The sequence below is a fragment of the Photobacterium satsumensis genome, from assembly GCF_050336935.1.
Taxonomy (GTDB): Bacteria; Pseudomonadota; Gammaproteobacteria; order Enterobacterales; family Vibrionaceae; genus Photobacterium; species Photobacterium satsumensis.
The window spans coordinates 1,199,959-1,218,588 of record NZ_JAKJSK010000006.1; the positions used below are offsets into that span (position 1 = coordinate 1,199,959).

An 18,630-nucleotide genomic window follows, 5' to 3' on the forward strand; every position below is an offset into this window, starting at 1 on the left:
GCCTCCGTGCAATTGTCGGTACTTCTATACAAATAAGAGTTTTCTAACTTATAAATAGATCGATTAAAGATTAACTACCAAGTGATTAACGAGGTTTTTTCAAAAAAATCAAAAAACATAGATACAGCGCACAGTTAGCACTAAACCTCTAGAATTACCACGATGAGATATTGATCAATAAATCAAACATTCAATAACAATTGCACCTTGTAATCTCCTTCAACCTAGCCCATACATTACTAGTATCAAACTTTGTTTTTTCAGTGACTTGGATGTAACAACAAACTCAGGATTCGAAAAATGATTGATTACAGTGCGTTTACCGAAGCAATGGATGGCGATGAGGACATGATGTCTATGATCATCGACCTCTACAGTGCAGAGCATGGTGAAGATATCGAGCTGATCACAGGACTATATGCCAGCAACAACATAGAAGGTTTGTATCAAGCTGTTCACTCGTTAAAAGGCGTCCTGCTAACGCTGTGCGAGGACAATGCATCCCAACAACTAGAAACAATCGAGCGCCTTTGCAAGCAAGGTGAACTACCGAGTAAAGATCTGTTAGACAACATGCTGGCCGAGGTTGCCAACGTCAATTCTCAAGTCGAGTCATTATCACTGGCAAATTAATAACACCGCTACTGAATACAGCATTGCTTCAGGGAGTCGATGCAATGGGAATAGAGAAACATATCAAGCATGCACTCGTGGAGGCCAAATACAGCCAAGAGGCTGACAACGATGATGGCTTATATATCCAAAGTGCAATGACAACAGTGCACAAATCTCTTCTGCTGCTGTTTGTCGTCGTGCTGCTGCTCATCATATTAGCCGCACAGGCAAAGATTGATATTGTCGTTTCCTCCCGTGGGGAGATACTGCTTGATTCTGATATTGAGCGGGTCCAGCACCTTGAAGGTGGGATCCTTGATCAGATACTGGTAAAAACCGGTGATTATGTCTATACCGGACAACCTATTGCCCAATTACGTTCAGTCGATAGAAATACTCAGCTCAAATCCGCAACACTTGATATAACCAGCCTTGAGATGGATATCATCCGTTACGCGTCGCTGATCCGCCATACCGAGCCGGACTATTCTGCTTACTCATCTTTCCCGCAGCTTGTTACTCAGTACACCGAATCTTGGCAAAAAGAATTTCAGAAAAACAATTCTAATCAAGCCCTAATCGCACTGGATATTGAACATAAGCAAAAGCTGATTAACTCCATGCAAAAACGCATAACCAGTTCGCGTAAACAGCTTGGCCTGATTGAAAAACAGTTAAACATTAAAGAAACCCTCTACAAAGAGGAAATGGCTTCTTATGTCGATGTACTTAACATGCAAGTGCAGGAAGCCAATATGGTGAGAGAGATTGAAAACTTATCAGAAGCCGTCATGAACGAGAAGTTTCAGTTCACGCGGTTAGAAAAACAACTGAAAGACACCATCGCCAGTCGAAATGCCGGTTACCAAGCCCAAATAAACCAACTGGAAAAAGATCTCTCACTAAAAAAAGCCCAGCTTCCCCAGCATACCGATAAAGTTGAGCGCTTGACTGTCTACTCCCCTATCGATGGCATTGTCGATAAAATTCATTTTAACTATAAATCTGCGGTTATCCCTGCAAACGAAAGCATCGCCGATATTTCCCCTATCCATAACACCTTGCACGCTGAAGCAAAAATTGCCAAAAAAGATCTGGGATTCGTCGAGGTCGGCCAAGAAGTCAAACTCAAATTAGATACCTACAATTTTGCAAAATATGGCTTTATCAGTGGCACGATCAACTCCATCAGCCGCTCATCTTACAAAGAAGAAGAAAACGAATTTTATATTGCCAAGATAGCGCTTGAGAAAGACTTCTTAGAAAACGGTGGGGCAACATACACTTTGTCACCCTATATGGAATTTACTGCTGATATTAAAACAGGTTCACGCTACGCGATTGATTACGCCTTGAAACCCGTGGTCAGCGCCATGGAAGATGCATTTGACGAGAGGTAAGCAGCAGTGAAATTGTCGAGGAAGGCCACTATTCGATTTATCGCCGTATTCATGGTGATCGGCGTTAGCAGCCAAATGATCATTGGCCTGCAATGGCATAACCAAACAACCGAATATAACAGCATGTTAAATTCAGAACTGGTTAGCAGCAGCCATCAACTGACCCGAACAACCCAAGCACTATTGACAACGATTAGTCGTTGCCAAGCTGATTCCTGCCTCCAAAATACAGCCATCCAACCGCAAGTTGATACGTTGCAAAAAGATATTGCCCACTTTAAGCAGGCGGCATCAGCGGAGAAAGTGAAAATCAGCCTTGTCGGCAATGTGCTCTACCCTCAGCTTGAGCTTGCAATTGCCAGATTTAACGCCAACAGTAACTATCAACAACTGCAAAATACGCTGCTTCAACTACAGCCGGATTTGCAAGCGTCACAGCAAAACTTGATAGTTGCCATCAACAATGACGCTCAGCAAGCCCAGCAAACCCTTTTCTTCCGCTCAATGATGGTTTTCCTGATTTTCAGCCTCGTTTTTTGCGCTCTCTTGTTACTACTAGCAACAGCAACCAAACGTAAAGGTTACCAATCTAAACAGGTGCAATCAGGTGTCAGTGAGCTTGCCAACCAACTTGAGCATATCTCTGCCAACGAGATCACTCAAATGCTCAACGACATTAACACGCCACCAGAGCAGAGGCGTATTTTTGCCAACCTTTCAACCATGTATCAGGATGTTGAACAGCAAAAGCGCAATGCCGACTTATACCGCCAGCTATATGCCTTGATTGGTTACGAAATCCGCGGCATGACTAACACAATCCAAGGCGGGGTCAGGCTCATAGCCCAAGAAGCCGGTGAAAACGGTGCCGTTTTAGCTCGAGATATCACATTAGCGACCAATACCTTATCTGAACTAGCGGATAACTATAATCGCCTGATCTCCGGAGGTAACAGCGCGGCTTCTGGTAATGTCACCTTCCTTCCCTTAATGTCCGAATTATTGGTTCACCTCAGTGCGAAAACCCAACACTCCCAGCGACACTTGGAATGCCATCTGGGCAGCCACTTACCCGGCGAAATAGAAGGCAACCCAACCAGTTTATTTTGGGTACTGTTTTTGCAGCTTTCCAATGCCATATCAGCTCAGAATGAACCTCATATTTTATTTCATATTCATACCGAAGCAGCCGATGAGGTAGAACAATCCAGGCTGGTTTTTGAAATCGTTTTTCTGCCCACGAATGCATTGAATTTACTAGATATCAAGAACGCCAATTGGCAATTAATCGATGAGAAAAGCGGTATTAATGATGAGTGGTCAAAAGCCATCCTTAGCAAGGTAACACGATTTGAATCAGCCTGGCTGAAGTCCGCACTTGCCCTTCCACCTCAGAATGATGACCACACTCAGCAACCTATCAACATGCAAAAACTGCGTATTGCTATTGATATTACGCCAAAAAGTTTCCATCACGTTGAGCGTTCGCTTGAAAATAAACACTTGATGATCTGCACCGATTCGCAGCTGCAAATTGACGTAATGTCCCAAATGCTATCGCAATATGGCGCAACGATTGAAATTATCCGCTCGGCGAACGAAATTTTTAAATCCTTGTCTCGGATAAATGATTTCGATGGGATCATCATTACCGACACGATCAAGGGTATTCAGCTCAAGTCCTTCTGCAAAACCTTGCATTCAAGGTTGAAAAAGAACAACAAGACCAAACTCTTTTTAGCCGCGTCGGAATCAAGTACGGTGCAAGACACCCATGAGTATGTTGACCGGGTTTTCTTTACACCTTTCGTCCCTTACGAACTTGTTCCCAACCTCACAGAGGCCATGCAAGCCACTGAGGAAGCCAACGAGCAAACACAAAATGCCTTCCTTATTGTTGAAGATGACAAAGTTCAGCAGTTTTTATTGAAAAAGCTGCTTAGCAAACAAGGCTATGAAGCACATACCGTCAGCGATGGTGCGCAAGCCGTGGAATATATGAAAGAACATGGTGCGGATATCGTCTTTATGGATTGCATCATGCCCGGCATGGGCGGTATTGAAGCCACAAAACTAATCCGCCAACGGGAACAAGACTTGGACGTCTTCCACCCCGCCACCATTATTGGCGCTACAGCACTGACCAGCGCCAGCGAACACAAGTCATGTATTGAAGCAGGAATGGACTATGTCATCAGTAAGCCGTATAAAAATGATGAAATTATCAAAGTTATTAAAAAATACATGGCGATTAAAAAGATCTGCTAATCCTGCAAGCACATTGTTAGCTGCCTTTGTCGGGGCATCTGTGGCAGCCACGGCAAATGCAGCCGATCTGCTCAATGTGGTCGATGTGGCGGTGCAACGCAATTTATCACTAAGTAGCGCCCAAGCTAATTTGGCTGCCACTGAGTATGATCTGGATATAAACCGAGGTAACTTCCTGCCTTCGCTCAATGTGTCTGCAAATACCAACTGGAATGATGGCACGACGCATAAATACAGCGGGGCCAATAGCAGAAATAGCTACAACAGCCACGGTGTGAACGTTACCTTAACCCAAAGCCTGTTTGACCTTGGGGATATCTACTCACATGGAAGCACCCAGACAGATATTAATATTGAATCGCTTAGGACCGAGCAAACACGACAACAAATTATCCGCGAGGCCGCTACCGCCTATTTCGAATATTTAAAAAACCGGGCCCAGATCCGGGCAACCCAAGCTGAGTTAGAGTCATCAGAATCCCGGTTGACGCTTATCAGCCGCAATATTGAGTTAGGGAATGTCGCAGGTACCGAACGTTATGAAGTGTTAGCGCAAAAAGAGCGGACCGCAGATAGCCTACGCACCCTGAAGAAAGATCAACGCATATTGCTTAACGAGCTCGCTAACATTATTCAGCAGCCTCTAAAACCTGATTTCGATCTGCAATCAAGCATACAATTTGAAGCTATTCCCCCGGGTCGCCAAACAGAACTCAATAACATTATGTACTCGTCTGATCTCAGCTTGTTAATTGCCAAGCAAGCGGTCAACAAAAGCCGTCAGGTCTTAAAGGAAACTGGCGCGACTTTCGTCCCTTCTGTTAAAGGTAGTATTGGCTACACCTATGACGATACCAATGATGCATCGGCCAAGCTATATCCTGACAAAGGCGTCACAGAAGAGACGGTATATACCCTCACGTTGGATGTACCGATTTTAAACGGTGGCCGTGATTACTATCGCTACCAACAAAATAAAGTCGATATCGACCGAACAGAAATCGACCTACAAGATAGTAAAAACGTCAGCCAGCAGCAGTTTGAAGAGTTTATTTATAACATTAATGATTATTCAGCATCGCTAACCAGCCTGACGACGATTATTCAGGCTAATTACGCGTCATATATCGGTATCCAAAAAGCCCACAAATTAGGGACGCGTACTATTACTGACCTACTGTCAGCTGAGAGCAAGCTGTATAGCAGCATCCGAGATTATGAGAGTGCCCGCTATGACTATGTCATCAACCTCATTCAACTCAACGAACGGATCGGTAACCTGAATATGGCAACGGTCGGCAAGATAGCCGAGCAGATGTCGCCAATGAATGACGACAGCTCCCAATCGCCTATTCCACTTCATCTGATGGTCCAATGACGGAGTAAGTAATGAAAAGCCAGCCATTTACTCGCAAAATAAGTCCATTGGACAAACTCTATTTACTGTTCTCAACGTTGATGACGACTCTGTTGGGCTTGGTACTGCCTTTTTCTATCCTGATCATTTTTGACCGCATCTTGCCAAACCAGTCGACCAACTCGCTGATGCTGCTCTTTACCATCATTTTGCTGGCTATTTTTCTCGACTACCAACTAAAACGGCAAGAGGAACATTTAGTCTCAGTGATAATGAAGCGCTTTGAAGGCCAGCTAACCAACCGGGTTTTCTTAGCTATCTGTGCTGCCAATATTGAGCGTTTCAACCAGTTGGAAATGGGGGAATATTTAGAACGTATCGCAACCATTTCCGATATTAAGCAGTTTTTCGGCGGTGAAACCATAAAAGCGATGATCAATACAGGCACCAGTGCCATCACGGTATTGATTATTCTACTGATCAATTTCTGGGCGGGGTTCGCGCTCATTGCGGCATCCACTGTCCTATTTTTTGCTGCCCGCCATTTATCACAACGCCGTGTCGACGTGCTTTCGCAACGCTCAGATATTGAAGGACTGACAAATTCCAAAATTATCGAGATTGTTTCAAACCCGTTGGATATCAAAAGCCGCACTATGGAGTACCGCATTGAAAGCGTGATGGTCGAAATGATCAGTGAGCGGGAAGAGCAAAGCATTACCTATGAACGTTTGGAATCGTCATTTAATCTAACCCTTAACGTGATCCAACAACTTTCCGTTGCAATCGTCGTCGTTCTTTGTGCATTAGCAGTTATCAACATGGAGATTAGCCAAGGGGTCATGGCGGCAGTGATCCTACTGACCAACCGCTACTTCGCCCCCTACCAACAAGTCATGCGCACGCTTAGTCGCTGGCGAACCAATCAACTGAATGTTAAGCGCATAGCTGAAGTGCTCGAGCTGGAATCATTCAATCACACTTCGCAAACAGAAGACGTTATCAGCACAATATCTATCACCCCATCAGGCAGCGATGTAACATCAGGCATCCCACCAATTTCTCTGGCAACAGGTCAGCTAAATTTGCTAACCGGACCTAGCGGAAGTGGTAAAAGCCACCTACTAAGGTGCCTAACCCGGGACAGCCATGACGATAACCTCACTTTCACCATCAATGACAAGGCAGCCAGTGAGATTGACTATGGGGATTGGCGAAACAACGTGATTAAGGTAGATAAAAACTCAGCGCTGGTCGAAGGGACAATTATTGACAACCTCACTTGTTTCCAGCCACACCTCAATAGCGCTGCCTTTTCACTCTGCGAGAATCTCGCCATCAAGCATAAAATTGATGGCCTTAAAAACGGTTTCTATACCAAGATTTCAAGCCATAGCCAGCTGCCGTTCTCCCGTCAGGTGCTCTTTGCACTGCTAATTATTCGGGCCTTGTTAAGCAATAAGCCGGTATTGCTCATTGACGATATTGATATGGTATATGACGAGCAGTTTGCCCGCTTATTGCTAGCTTGTCTCACGCCCAAAGCCAACAACTTCATTTGTATTATTGTCAGTAATAAATTGGGACCGCTCGATCCCCGCTTGGTTCGCCACAAACTTGCTTCTAGGGTTGCCGCATGAGTGTATTAATTGATTTTAGTAATATCGAAGAACGGCTGGGCGACTTTGGCTCTGCCAAGTTCAGGGAACGATATAAAGGATCTCCGACATTGCTTGGTTTGGCCTATACCCTTGTGACTTTGCAATGGGAGGGAACGCCAGAGATCCTCAGTGATGCCTTTGTCCCCAGAAGCCAAGATGTTGATAGCTTTGCCGACACCTTGTCACGGCTTGATTACGAGTGCAACATCCTGCAGCTTTCATCAATGCATCAGCTTGAACATGTATCGACACCCGCTTTTGTCCAGTTCGATAACGTCTGCACCATTTTCCTTGGCATAGAAAACGGCCAAGCCAAACTGTTCGATTACCGCAACAATGTGATGCTAGAGCACCCGCTGACAAGCGATAGCTGCACCGTGTGTGAAATTTCAAACTACTCGAAAATATTCCGCGAGCCACCACCAGAATCTCAGGACAAATCAAATTGGATAAAATACGCGTTTTATCGCTACAACAATGAAATCAAAAGCCTGCTGTTACTGAGTTTAATCATTAACGTACTTGGTGCGATGCAACCCTTCTTTATCATGGGCGTCTACAGTTTTGCGTTGAGCTCCGGCTCAGAGACAACCCTGTACTGGCTAACAGGATTTGCTGTCTTTCTGGCGCTGTCTGAATACGCCTTCAAACGGATGCGGATGAATATACTGGCAACGTCGGGCAAAGATCTTGCCACCCATATATCGCGCAATGTCATTAGTAAACTATTGTGGCTTCCCTACTCTATGACCTCATCCGCTGGCGTCTCCTCTCAGTTGGCAAGGCTGAAGGATATCGATCAATTTAGGAAGCTGGTCACAGCAGAGTCTTCGCTCAGCTATTTCGACATGCCATTCGTGATCATTTTCATTGTGGCAATCACTATTATTTCGGGTACAGCGGCACTCACAGTGCTAGCAGGAATCGTACTGATGCTGCTTTTCTGTGTTTACGCCCGCTATATCTACAACCAAGCCACGTCAAGAAGCTCTCGTGCCAACGCCATGGTGTCTTATCAGTGGAATGAGCTGCTAAGAAGTATCAGCAGTATTCAGGGGCTACCGTTAATCAGGGTGATCCGCTCCCGCTTCCAAGCAGCCCACGAGCAAAGCCTGGAGGACGCCAAGAGCGTATCTGTGACCAATGGTAAGATCCAAGCCATGGGTCAAGGACTGATACAGGCTATCGGTACAGCCAGCATTGTCACCGCAGTGATTGGCGTGATGGCTGGTGAGACCGATGCCGGAGCCATGCTGGCAATCATCATCTTGGTCTGGAAGGCGCTTGGACCAATTATGGGGATCTATAATTCCATCACTAAATTCAAAACAATAAAGTCAGCCAGCTCTCAGATCAATGCACTGATGTCCTTGAATGATGACCGTCATTCACTGGAAAGCAGCCCACCTATTCGTCAGTTCAAAGGCAACGTCACTATCTCTGGCCTTACCCACCGCTACCAAGGGGCAGCAACGGGACTAACCAACTTAGCTTTCACAGCTCAGCCCGGCGATAAAATCTCGATTTCCGGCGGCTCGGGCTCGGGGAAAACCACCTTGCTGACTATTTTGGCAGGGCTAGAAGACCGTTATCAAGGCAATGTTTTATTAGACGGCTATAACATTAAACAATTCAATAATTTCCGCTATAGAAAAGCCATCAATTACATTCCTTTCGAACTGCATATCTTTGATGGCACCTTGGAATCAAATTTCATTATTCATGATGGTGTGATCTCCTCGGAGCAAATGGAAGAGACCATAGAATTCTTCAACTTGCACCCTTGGCTACCAGAGGGGCTACAAACACAGATGTCCTCGGAATTTGTCCAGCAGTTACCCAATGGTGTCCAGCAGTTGTTACGGATGGCACTCGGACTAGGCAGTTTCGATCAGGGTATCATCATTATCGATGAGCCTTTCGTCGGCGGGGAGAAGGAGTACACCAAGTACATCAACAAGCTATTTACAGAAAAGCTGGCTCATGCCACGGTGATCTATACCACCAATGACAAGGCCTACATTGCGGCCTCCACCAGTTGCTTATTGCTCGACAATGATGGGGCGCAAAAGTATTTCGGCTTCCCAGACAAGGTGATTCAAACGATGAAAGGCTAGCCTTCAACGTCATACAGGCAGCTTTGGCTGCCTGTATTATTAACCGTTAGCCATTGCCCTTAAAATCGATATCCAACCGATAAATTGAGCGGTACGTCAAAGCCATCATTCGGCTCTTTTAAATTAGCGTTACTGAAGTGACGGTAAAACACATTCAGATAACCACGATTTTCATCACCAAAGTAAACCCCGCCACCAACTTGGGCCAAAAAAGCAAAGTGCATAGCTTGCTCTCTTTCGCCTAATTGCTTTTCGCTAAGCCAAGTTGGCCCTAAAGCTCTTACTTGGAAAAACCAGCGGTAACCATACCTTTCAGCGAATAACTTCAGCTCAGGAAATAAGCTGAGTGCAATTAACTCGTCATTACTCTCATCAGTATGGGCTTCTAGATGAGTCACACTGGCCCCAAGGCTTAATCTTTGAACTGGACTGCGCTGCCAATCAGCAAAGATAAGATCCATCGCCAGCAGAGAATTGCTGTAGTCCTCCCCTGGCTGCTGGGCTTTTCCAGCAGATACTGCCAATTCTATAGCGCTCGCAGAACTACTGCCTATCAACAGAAAAAATACGATAAAAACACGAAATGAAAAATTCCTTTTAATCATTTTTGTACTCATTTTTTAGCTTATATTGCTGTTTAATTTGCCTGCCTGTTATAACTGGAAATTATAAACAATTCTAAATAGACAGCTTCAATCTCTCACTCTTTCTAATTACATCATATTATTATTGATCTATAAATAGTATAGGGATTATTATATAAGCAATAAATAGCAATTGTTATTTTGAATTTAGAGTTTTCAGGGTTGAAGCGGATTATGACTGTTTGTTTTCATAAAATATGAATTATAATCCATCTATAAATAAAGATGAGCAATCCAACCCAGTGACTGATCATCAAAGTAATGTCAAAACCATTACCGTTAAAGCTGGTCATGTGGAGATTGTCGGGAATGATACATTTTATCCCTCAAAGCTATTGAAAATACTGCACGAAAATGAATTATTAAACTTTGACGATGAGAATATTGATTACGAAATTACACATATAATTCGACAAGTTTATCAAACGCCACAACTTCCTAAATAAGGATATATCCATAAATGAAAGCGATTAAATACATACTGGTAACACTACTCATTAGTTTTTCTTCCTTTAGCTTTGCAGCAAAGCCAGAACCTGTACTCAATCAGCCTATTCATGAACCGATAGCTAACCAACAATTGATAAAAAAGATCACCAAAGCAGGGTTAGTTCGTGGGTGGCAAGTTGAAAAAGAATCAAGAAATAAGTTGATTGCTAAAATCCATGTCAGATCACACTATGTCGCGGTAAATATTACTCTCAACAAAGACAGCTATGACATCACTTACCACGATAGCGAAAACATGAAGTATAATGCTGACAAAGATACAATTCACAGAAAATATAATGGTTGGGTAGCAAACCTAAACAGAGACATACAAAAAGAGTTACTCTCCAATTAATAGAAAAACGGTAGCCCTACGTCATCATCAGGGCTATCGTTTTTTAATTTTCTATATTTAACCCTGCCAACGCTTAAAAATAATTGATGTATTAATCCCGCCAAAAGCGAAGTTATTACTCATCAAATACTCACAGTTCATTTCGCGCCCTTCACCTCGGATATAATCCAAGTTTCCGCAGCGTTCATCGATTTCGTCTAAATTCAACGTTGGACAGAACCACCCAGTTCGCATCATCTCAATGCTCAGCCAAGCCTCTATGGCTCCACAGGCACCAAGCGTATGACCTAAATAACTTTTTAACGAACTAATCGGTGCATTATCACCAAAAATATTGGCCGTCGCGTGGGTTTCTGCAATATCTCCTTTCTCGGTCGCAGTACCATGAGCCGAGACATAACCTATTGCTTGTGGAGGCAAATCCGCATCTTTCAATGCCATTTCCATACACAGTTGCATTGTTTCTTTTTGTGGCTGCGTAACATGGGCTGCGTCACAATTGCTAGCAAAGCCAACAACCTCTGCGTATATCTTGGCCCCACGGGCTAGTGCATGGTCATACTCCTCAAGTACAAAGGTCGCAGCGCCTTCACCAATCACTAGTCCATCACGGTCAACATCGTATGGTCTTGGCGTTGACTTGGGGTCATCATTTCTCAAACTGGTTGCGAAAAGCGTATCAAAAACCGCCGATTCTGTAGGACAAAGCTCCTCTGCTCCACCGGCAACCATCGCTGTTTGATAACCGTGCTTGATGGCCTCGTAAGCATAGCCAATGGCTTGGCTTCCCGATGTACATGCACTACTCGTAGGAATCACTCGTCCGCGCAAACCAAAAAACAGCCCAACATTTACAGCCGCCGTGTGCGGCATCATTTGAACATAGGTCGTTGCTGTTATCGCTTTGGTGTCTTTTTCATTGAGCATAACGCCAAAGGCACCAACAGCTGAAGTACTCCCTGTAGAAGAGCCATATGCGATTCCTGTCTGACCATCCGTTAGCGCCTCGCACCCGAGCAGTCCGCTCTGCTGCAATGCACTTTCACTGGCGACAGTTGATAGAAGAGAAACCCGGCCCATGCCGCGAATTTTTTTACGGGTATAATGTTTTGGCAATTCAAAGTTTTCTATTGGCGCGGCCAACTTAGTGTTAAGGCCGTTATATTGCTCATAACTCGGCATATAACACGAGGCATTTTCACACGCTCGCAACTTCGGCTCGATACTTTGCCAGTCATTACCCAATGCAGTAACGCCTGACATCCCAGTCACGACTACACGACGCTTCATACTAAACCTCCATTGACTGAAATAACCTGTCGGGTGATATAGCTGGCACTATCAGACATTAAATAGCTCACAAGTCCCGCCACTTCTTCCGGCTCGCCCATTCTACGCATTGGCACCTGAGGTAACGCGTGCTCTTTGACCGTTTCATCAACCATGCCCGTATCGATAAGCCCAGGAGCAACACAGTTTACCGTAATATTCCGTTTTGCAAGTTCAAGCGCCAACGACTTTGTTGCCCCGATGACCCCCGCTTTCGCAGCACTGTAATTCGTCTGGCCGCGGTTCCCCATAATGCCTGATACTGATGCTAAAGTGACAATTCGTCCCCCCTTACGTAACCTCACCATCGGCATGACACAAGGGTGCAACACATTGTAGAAACTGTCTAAGTTGGTATGGATAACACCATCCCACTCCTCTTCCGTCATCGCTGGAAATGCCGTATCACGAGTGATGCCCGCATTACTGACCACTCCATAATAAGCCCCATTGTCAGCGACATCTTGCTCGAGCATTTCTCGGCATTGTTCACGGTTGCTGATATCAAACTGAATCAACCGTCCACTCCCACCAGCGGCGTTGATATCATGTAATGTTGCTGCAGCGCCTGCCTCATCGCTCATATAGTGGACAATGATGGTAAACCCATCGTTGGCAAGCTGTGTTGCAATTGCACGTCCTATGCCTTTGCTCGCACCAGTCACTAAAACTTGTCTCATCATGAATGGGTCCTATTTAACATTTGATCTAATTTTTTCTGGGAAGGGACATAAACATTAAGTTGGCTTGACGCAATAACCTTCCCTTGGCACTCAATACGGCATGAAAACACCGCCATACCGAGGCTCTCCATTATTTGCTCTGCATAGATGTCCAATACATCATGCTCTTTAAAATCGCTACACGTTGTTTGATAGCGCCGACTTCCTAACAAAAAACCAATTGGTGAACTATCACCTTGCAGCCATGAATGGTAGCCAGACCACCCAGCAATCGACTGCGCCATGAACTCAATGCCGACATAACCGGGGACATTACCGCTATCTGAGTTAAAGAAAGGGCACAAGGATGAAATTGTGGTTCTGCAATGGATGTGGGTTTCCCCGACATCAATCAATTCATCCACTAAAGCCATCGGCGACTCATGAGGCAATAATTGGTGAAAGTGCGGAAGGTTAGTCATGGGCATATCCAAAAATTAGGCTGACATTATTACCACCAAAGGCAAACGAGTTGCTCAGGATTGCTGGGTGCTCGAGCTTCATGTTTGATCTCACCAAGGATATTGGCGCCAGACTCGGATCCCGCTTGCCACTACTCTTCTGTTTGGGCAAGTCGAGTCCATAGCGCAATATATGCCAGCAAATAGCCGCTTCAACGGCCCCTGCAGCCCCAAGCGTATGGCCAGTCAGCTGTTTGGTTGAACTTACCGGAACCCTATCTTGAAATACCCGGTATATTGCTTTCGCTTCCATCGCATCATTCAGCGGTGTTGCTGTACCGTGTGCATTGATATAACCGATATTCCCAGGAGAAAGAGCGGCATCTTCTAACGCTTTTCGCATGGCCAATTCCGCCCCTTCCCCTTCTGGATGCGGTGCAGAAATATGGTGGGCATCCGAACTTTCTCCACCGCCCAAAAAAGCAACCGCGGGCACATCAGAAATATTGTCGGAGTCTTCTTCACTGAGGGATAACAGCATGAAAGCGGCAGCCTCACCGATATTGATTCCTTGCCGGTTTTCACTAAATGGAATGCACAACGAATTAGAGAGAGCTTCCAAGCCGTTAAATCCGTTCAGGGTCAGCCGGCATAAAGAATCAGCCCCCCCAACCACAACGGCATCAACTATACCGGCATTGAGCAAACGCTTAGCTGACAAGAAAACACGTCCACTTGAAGAGCAAGCCGTTGATACGGTATACACAGGGCCATTAACACCCAAATAGTCAGCCACAAACTCCCCTAAATTACCGACTTCTTGCAGGCTATAATGATAACTGGACGGAAATTGCCCTTTCTTGAAATATTCATCCAACGCCTCCTCACCAGTCGCAATACCCGATGTACTGGTGCCCACAATAACGGCGACACGCTCAGCCCCATACTTTGCGATAGCGCTCTGGACGGGTTGCGCAATCTGCATTAATGCCGAGAGTGCAAGCTGGTTGTTGCTTGTTTTATATTGCTTTAGATTGTCAGGAATAATAGGCATTTCACCTGCAGCTTTACCAATTACAGTGTCAGAGCCATTATTCAGCCAACCTGAAACGGCCTCCATGTCTGGTGAAGATCCTTGGTTCAGCCGGAAGTGAATATGTTCTGCCGTCTTTCCCAATGCAGAGTGAAAACCGCAACTATGGATATAAACCGGATTAGAGCTGTATTTATAATTTGTTATTGCCATCGTGACGTTTCACTCTTTTATTGGACATAAGTTAGCGTTTTTATTGAAATAAAGTATCCCAGCTTGTTATCTGAGAACAGTATTTCACCCTCAAGATGTGGCATAGCACTATATTGAATATCAATAACCACCTCACCGTTTTCATTCAGTAGCTGACGTTGTTGAGGTGTATCTATGAGCGTCCAGCCAATACGAGATAATGGTTGCTCCCACGATTCACTTGGCCACAGTGTTAGCATCAAGTTAAACAACACTTTTTCTGGCATAATTTCTGAGCTATCGATACCCGCCAGGATCTGGCTATCAACCTGCTCGTCTTGATATACCAAACTCAGGATCCTTGTTCCCCACGAAGAAAAGCCAACCAGTACCAGTTTGTCTTCATTAACTTGTAGTTGAACAGGAAGTTGATTTGTTTGGTCTTGCCACTTCGCGCTGATTAACTGACTGGCTTCAAGCGAATAGCCAAGCTCTACTGGCTCGGGCAGTTCAACCCATACCTCAGGTGCTATCTCTACCTGCCAATCTTCTGCTGACGTAGACGCAATATGTTTCGCACACCCTACGAGGCTAAAAAGACAAAATCCGATAGCGAAGTATTGTTTGATAAAATAATGACGGTTAATTCCGAACTTCATCCGTGAGTCCTACAGGTTCTCTCTTTACACGTTCTAGCGAAAGCGGTGCTAATAACCATGCCGTTAATATTCCCGTTAATACCGTGATCCCGAAACTATGAATCGCTTGAGTGTCACTAAGAGATAACAGGCCAAAAGATAATATTGTGGTGATCGCCGATAAGGTAATCGCTAGCAAGGTACTGTGTGATGTAGATTGTTCAGCGAAGAACAGGGTGTAATCAATGCCGATCCCCAAGATTAAGAACAGACCAAGCAAATTAAAGATATTCAAAAAGCTACCAAGGTAACCTGTGATAGCAATCCCGACAAAACAAGCAATCACCGGTGGTAGCATCACCCGGATCCCCTTCGCTGCACCATAGCGCCAACCTAGTAACATGCCTATGGCGCCGAGTGCGAAGCACAACAACAAGGAGATACGCTGTCGGTACTCTGCAAATATTGTTGATACTTCTTGCGTTTTATCTAGATAAGTAACCGCTGAATTTGCATCAGCCAGACGCGCAACACGCGCAAAGTTTGTTATTCCCTTCAGCAGAATAACCGCGGTTTCCTGTCCATAGATATCACCCAGCCAGAGAAACCGAAGCTGATCGGAAAGAGGGGACTGTAAAAATGAATCAATCGAAATTGCGGTAAAGCCCTCTTCCAAGGTCAGGTCACTACCAAGATTGAGCTGACTTGCAAGCACCTTGCCTTGCTGTTGATAGAGTACTTTTACCAGCTGGTTGTTCTGCTCCTGTCGCTCAATCGAAGGGATGTGCTGATGAATGCTGGTATAGCCATCCAGATCCCCCTCCTCAACGAGTTGATCAAGTTGCCCACCTACACTTTCCAGCTGTTGTAACAAAGCCTCTTCATCAGCAGCCTTAACCAACAACATTTGTTGGCTATTCCCCAAGCCTGTAATGTGTTTAATGGTGTTTTCTTGTTGCTTTAAATCAGCAGGCAATGCCTGCAATTGCCGCACATCATCATCATATTTCACTTGGTAAAGGCCGACACCAGCAAACAGCATCATTGCTAAAGGCAATAGTGTCCGCACCACACGGCTATTCCACCCTCTTAGCCAAAACGCCATAGCACCTTGAAACGGCATCTGCACCAAAAGGCCGGGCTTGGCTGCCAGCAGTGGGTACCAACAAACGACGGTGGCATAGGCAGCAGCAAGTCCAGCGGCGGAGAAAAACGATAACTGTCTCAAACCAGGGAATGGCGCGACCATCATGCAGAAATAGCCAATCAGGCTCATACATAAGCCTAGTGATATCGCAGCCAGAATATGCTTTAAACCCAGCGAAGCATTCCAACGACGTCCTGCGGACAGGCGTTCGGTCAAAAAATGAAAAGCATAGTCAATGGATACGCCGATTAAGCTGGCACCAAACACCAAACTGAAAATATGTACTTGACCGAAAACAGCCATAGACAGAGCAAAAGCAAAAACAAGCCCGCACCCAATAGAAAGCATGGCCAGCATCATAGGCAGTGCGCTGCGGTATACCACCAACAACAAGGTCAGTATCCCGAATAGGGAGCCTAACCCGATGGTACTGATTTCCCCTTTCGCGCTCTGTGTACCAAAAGCAGCATAGAAAATGACACCTGTATGTAGCAGATCAACGTCATATTGTGCGCGGATTGACGTTTCAAGATCTGCCAATACGGGTAATTTCTCTTGCAAATTCAGGCTATAGGGTGAGCCCGCAAGTTCAGCGGATAGCAATACATAGTTTTTACCTTGATGGGTGGTGGTCAAAAAACCACTTTCCAGCGAGAATGCTCCCGACAGCCTGCTCAACTCTGCCAAATAACCTCGGAACAGGAGAAATGGGTCAGCCTTAAGCTCTTGGCTGGTTACGCCCGAAAAAGGGTTATATACCTGCGCCAATACCACATCAACAACTTGCTGCGGGTTCTCTTTAAGCTGCACTTGCTGTTCTGATGTCAGAAGGTTAGCCCTTCTAGGAAATAAAAACGCCGCCCATTGCTGTTGCTGAGATTGAGAGACGTTACCTGCAACATCTGAGAATAAGCCGATACCTTGAAGTCTATGGGAGAACTGCTTTGCCGCTTCGAAGAGAGCCGTTTTGTCCTCACTGCCAATCACAAACAACACTTTTTCGCCTAGGCTATCTGCTACTTGTTCAAATGCCATCTCTACGGCCGGATCCTGCTGGCTGTCTGGCAGTAATGCGAACAAATTGGTTTCTATAGGTGGCTTGATCCGGGTGACCAGATTAACACTCAATCCGCCAATGGCGACCAACATGACCAGTAGCCAGCCAAAGGCCAGTTTATATCTTGAAGCCACGGCTTTCTTCCGCTGTTAGATCCGTATTGGCGGATTGCTGATCATGAAAAGTAATCTCAGTCTTATCGCCTCGCACTTCTTCAAGAATTAACTCATTGATGTACTGCCCTCCCGATAACTGAATAGACTGAAATACCGCATTAAGAGGGGCTGAGTTAGGGGTTAACACCAATTGCCAACCTTCGTGGTTGATACTATCAGTCAAAGACAACTCAAACTGTTCTTTAAGTTGGCGAGTATCTCCACTAAAAAGTGAGAGAAACACATGGCTAAAGTAAAACACCATGGGGTTTTCCTCAGCGCTGACAACACTTGCCTCCCCACCGCTAAACTGCTGGCTCAACTTAGTCTGGGTGAGAACCAACTTCACCGGGAATGGCTGCGTCTGGTGCCACTGCAGCCCTTTCTCTTTAGCCAACAGGAACTCACCTTCAGATTCCAGCGGGGCATTTAGCATTTCCATACTTCTGACTTGAGTAAACAGGCCCCTAACAACCGGTTGGCCTGATAACTGATCTTGTAGATCCTCAAGTGTGATCGCCTGCCCTGAAACAGAAAAGCTCAATATGGAAACCGCAACAGTGAACGTAAACCAGTTACCAAGCCTACCACTGATGCCAATACAGCGTTGTTTACATCCTTTCCGCATACCAAGCCTCAACTTTATCCATAAATACCGCCGGTGAGGCAAAGCACATTTCTCCATCGTCAGCCCTAACGGCGACTTGCATGGTATGTGCTTTCGTCAACCGCTCTCCACTTAAGGCATCCGTGATCACATAATCCACTCGCAAGCGGTTTTCCCACTCCTTCAATGTGGCTACCACCTGAATTTCATGGTTAAACGGAATAGGCCTGACATATTTCACATGGGTATCGATGATTGGCCACAGAAAGCCGGATTCCTGCATCTCCCTATAGCCGTAGTTAAGCTTGTTCATCAAGACCCGGCGAGCCTCTTCAAAAAAGCGGAAATAGTTTCCGTGGTATACCACCCCCATTGGGTCGGCATCTTGAAAAGAGGTCACCATGTTGACTTCGGCAGTCAAAAAATGTGCTTTACCACTCATA

At 45.4% G+C, this 18,630-nt stretch carries 17 protein-coding genes; 8 read left to right on the forward strand and 9 right to left on the reverse strand.

Annotation, left to right across the window (positions count from 1 at the left end; all coding sequences use genetic code 11):
- Positions 1 to 300 precede the first annotated feature (300 nt).
- The 6 genes from L4D79_RS05625 to L4D79_RS05650 are packed head-to-tail and all read left to right on the forward strand — an operon-like array spanning position 301 to position 9,418.
- Positions 301 to 633 (forward strand): Hpt domain-containing protein, encoded by a 333-nt coding sequence (locus tag L4D79_RS05625; RefSeq protein WP_428648508.1) that lies wholly within the window; start codon positions 301 to 303, stop codon positions 631 to 633.
- Between the two features lie 44 nt (positions 634 to 677).
- Complete coding sequence (locus L4D79_RS05630) at positions 678 to 2,015, forward strand: HlyD family type I secretion periplasmic adaptor subunit (protein WP_428648511.1); 1,338 nt, start codon at positions 678 to 680, stop codon at positions 2,013 to 2,015.
- Between the two features lie 6 nt (positions 2,016 to 2,021).
- The gene (locus L4D79_RS05635) at positions 2,022 to 4,283 is read left to right on the forward strand and encodes an ATP-binding response regulator (RefSeq protein ID WP_428648513.1); all 2,262 of its coding nucleotides are present in this window, start codon (positions 2,022 to 2,024) and stop codon (positions 4,281 to 4,283) included.
- A 40-nt stretch (positions 4,284 to 4,323) separates the two neighbouring features.
- Positions 4,324 to 5,661, forward strand: coding sequence for a TolC family protein (locus L4D79_RS05640; protein ID WP_428648516.1), 1,338 nt, complete (start codon positions 4,324 to 4,326; stop codon positions 5,659 to 5,661).
- Between the two features lie 11 nt (positions 5,662 to 5,672).
- Positions 5,673 to 7,280 carry an ATP-binding cassette domain-containing protein gene (locus L4D79_RS05645; protein ID WP_428648519.1) on the forward strand — a complete coding sequence of 536 codons (1,608 nt, stop codon included), beginning with the start codon at positions 5,673 to 5,675 and terminating at the stop codon, positions 7,278 to 7,280.
- Positions 7,277 to 9,418 (forward strand): ATP-binding cassette domain-containing protein, encoded by a 2,142-nt coding sequence (locus L4D79_RS05650; protein WP_428648522.1) that lies wholly within the window; start codon positions 7,277 to 7,279, stop codon positions 9,416 to 9,418. The genes L4D79_RS05645 and L4D79_RS05650 overlap by 4 nt, the downstream gene beginning before the upstream one ends.
- Positions 9,419 to 9,477: 59 nt before the next feature.
- Here L4D79_RS05650 and L4D79_RS05655 read toward each other — a convergent pair whose 3' ends face one another.
- Complete coding sequence (locus L4D79_RS05655) at positions 9,478 to 10,023, reverse strand: acyloxyacyl hydrolase (protein WP_428648525.1); 546 nt, start codon at positions 10,021 to 10,023, stop codon at positions 9,478 to 9,480.
- 236 nt (positions 10,024 to 10,259) lie between these two features.
- On the opposite strand from L4D79_RS05655, the gene L4D79_RS05660 reads away from it, so the two are divergent.
- Both L4D79_RS05660 and L4D79_RS05665 read left to right on the forward strand, forming a co-directional pair.
- On the forward strand, positions 10,260 to 10,508 hold the full coding sequence (locus L4D79_RS05660; protein WP_428648528.1) for a hypothetical protein: 249 nt from the start codon (positions 10,260 to 10,262) through the stop codon (positions 10,506 to 10,508).
- Positions 10,509 to 10,522: 14 nt separating this feature from the next.
- Positions 10,523 to 10,906, forward strand: coding sequence for a hypothetical protein (locus tag L4D79_RS05665; RefSeq protein ID WP_428648530.1), 384 nt, complete (start codon positions 10,523 to 10,525; stop codon positions 10,904 to 10,906).
- Positions 10,907 to 10,963: 57 nt separating this feature from the next.
- Here the strand turns inward: L4D79_RS05665 and L4D79_RS05670 are convergent, their stop codons facing one another.
- Genes L4D79_RS05670 through L4D79_RS05705 form a run of 8 tightly spaced genes read right to left on the reverse strand, consistent with a single transcriptional unit; the run spans position 10,964 to position 18,629 of the window.
- Entirely contained in the window at positions 10,964 to 12,196 is a 1,233-nt protein-coding gene (locus L4D79_RS05670; RefSeq protein WP_428648533.1) for a beta-ketoacyl-ACP synthase, read from the reverse strand.
- A complete protein-coding gene (locus L4D79_RS05675) occupies positions 12,193 to 12,918 on the reverse strand; it encodes a 3-ketoacyl-ACP reductase FabG2 (RefSeq protein ID WP_428648535.1) in 726 nt (241 codons plus the stop codon). Before L4D79_RS05675 ends, L4D79_RS05670 begins: the two co-directional genes overlap by 4 nt.
- A complete protein-coding gene (locus tag L4D79_RS05680; RefSeq protein WP_428648538.1) occupies positions 12,915 to 13,379 on the reverse strand; it encodes a hotdog family protein in 465 nt (154 codons plus the stop codon). The genes L4D79_RS05675 and L4D79_RS05680 overlap by 4 nt, the downstream gene beginning before the upstream one ends.
- Complete coding sequence (locus tag L4D79_RS05685) at positions 13,372 to 14,604, reverse strand: beta-ketoacyl-[acyl-carrier-protein] synthase family protein (RefSeq protein WP_428648541.1); 1,233 nt, start codon at positions 14,602 to 14,604, stop codon at positions 13,372 to 13,374. Before L4D79_RS05685 ends, L4D79_RS05680 begins: the two co-directional genes overlap by 8 nt.
- Positions 14,605 to 14,621: 17 nt before the next feature.
- The gene (locus tag L4D79_RS05690; RefSeq protein WP_428648543.1) at positions 14,622 to 15,242 is read right to left on the reverse strand and encodes a DUF3261 domain-containing protein; all 621 of its coding nucleotides are present in this window, start codon (positions 15,240 to 15,242) and stop codon (positions 14,622 to 14,624) included.
- Complete coding sequence (locus L4D79_RS05695) at positions 15,226 to 17,559, reverse strand: MMPL family transporter (RefSeq protein ID WP_428648545.1); 2,334 nt, start codon at positions 17,557 to 17,559, stop codon at positions 15,226 to 15,228. Before L4D79_RS05695 ends, L4D79_RS05690 begins: the two co-directional genes overlap by 17 nt.
- Positions 17,543 to 18,208 carry a LolA family protein gene (locus tag L4D79_RS05700; protein WP_428648548.1) on the reverse strand — a complete coding sequence of 222 codons (666 nt, stop codon included), beginning with the start codon at positions 18,206 to 18,208 and terminating at the stop codon, positions 17,543 to 17,545. The genes L4D79_RS05695 and L4D79_RS05700 overlap by 17 nt, the downstream gene beginning before the upstream one ends.
- Complete coding sequence (locus L4D79_RS05705; RefSeq protein WP_428648551.1) at positions 18,192 to 18,629, reverse strand: acyl-CoA thioesterase; 438 nt, start codon at positions 18,627 to 18,629, stop codon at positions 18,192 to 18,194. The genes L4D79_RS05700 and L4D79_RS05705 overlap by 17 nt, the downstream gene beginning before the upstream one ends.
- Between the last annotated feature and the right edge of the window lies 1 nt (position 18,630).

What these genes read in the sequence shown, in the direction of transcription:
- L4D79_RS05625 (WP_428648508.1), top strand. Translation starts at nt 301, where the DNA reads ATGATTGATTACAGTGCGTTTACCGAAGCAATGGATGGCGATGAGGAC.
- L4D79_RS05660 (WP_428648528.1), top strand. Translation starts at nt 10,260, where the DNA reads ATGAATTATAATCCATCTATAAATAAAGATGAGCAATCCAACCCAGTG.
- L4D79_RS05705 (WP_428648551.1), bottom strand. Translation starts at nt 18,629, where the DNA reads ATGAGTGGTAAAGCACATTTTTTGACTGCCGAAGTCAACATGGTGACC.
- L4D79_RS05700 (WP_428648548.1), bottom strand. Translation starts at nt 18,208, where the DNA reads ATGCGGAAAGGATGTAAACAACGCTGTATTGGCATCAGTGGTAGGCTT.
- L4D79_RS05680 (WP_428648538.1), bottom strand. Translation starts at nt 13,379, where the DNA reads ATGACTAACCTTCCGCACTTTCACCAATTATTGCCTCATGAGTCGCCG.
- L4D79_RS05670 (WP_428648533.1), bottom strand. Translation starts at nt 12,196, where the DNA reads ATGAAGCGTCGTGTAGTCGTGACTGGGATGTCAGGCGTTACTGCATTG.
- L4D79_RS05630 (WP_428648511.1), top strand. Translation starts at nt 678, where the DNA reads ATGGGAATAGAGAAACATATCAAGCATGCACTCGTGGAGGCCAAATAC.
- L4D79_RS05675 (WP_428648535.1), bottom strand. Translation starts at nt 12,918, where the DNA reads ATGATGAGACAAGTTTTAGTGACTGGTGCGAGCAAAGGCATAGGACGT.
- L4D79_RS05650 (WP_428648522.1), top strand. Translation starts at nt 7,277, where the DNA reads ATGAGTGTATTAATTGATTTTAGTAATATCGAAGAACGGCTGGGCGAC.
- L4D79_RS05685 (WP_428648541.1), bottom strand. Translation starts at nt 14,604, where the DNA reads ATGGCAATAACAAATTATAAATACAGCTCTAATCCGGTTTATATCCAT.
- L4D79_RS05645 (WP_428648519.1), top strand. Translation starts at nt 5,673, where the DNA reads ATGAAAAGCCAGCCATTTACTCGCAAAATAAGTCCATTGGACAAACTC.
- L4D79_RS05655 (WP_428648525.1), bottom strand. Translation starts at nt 10,023, where the DNA reads ATGATTAAAAGGAATTTTTCATTTCGTGTTTTTATCGTATTTTTTCTG.
- L4D79_RS05690 (WP_428648543.1), bottom strand. Translation starts at nt 15,242, where the DNA reads ATGAAGTTCGGAATTAACCGTCATTATTTTATCAAACAATACTTCGCT.
- L4D79_RS05665 (WP_428648530.1), top strand. Translation starts at nt 10,523, where the DNA reads ATGAAAGCGATTAAATACATACTGGTAACACTACTCATTAGTTTTTCT.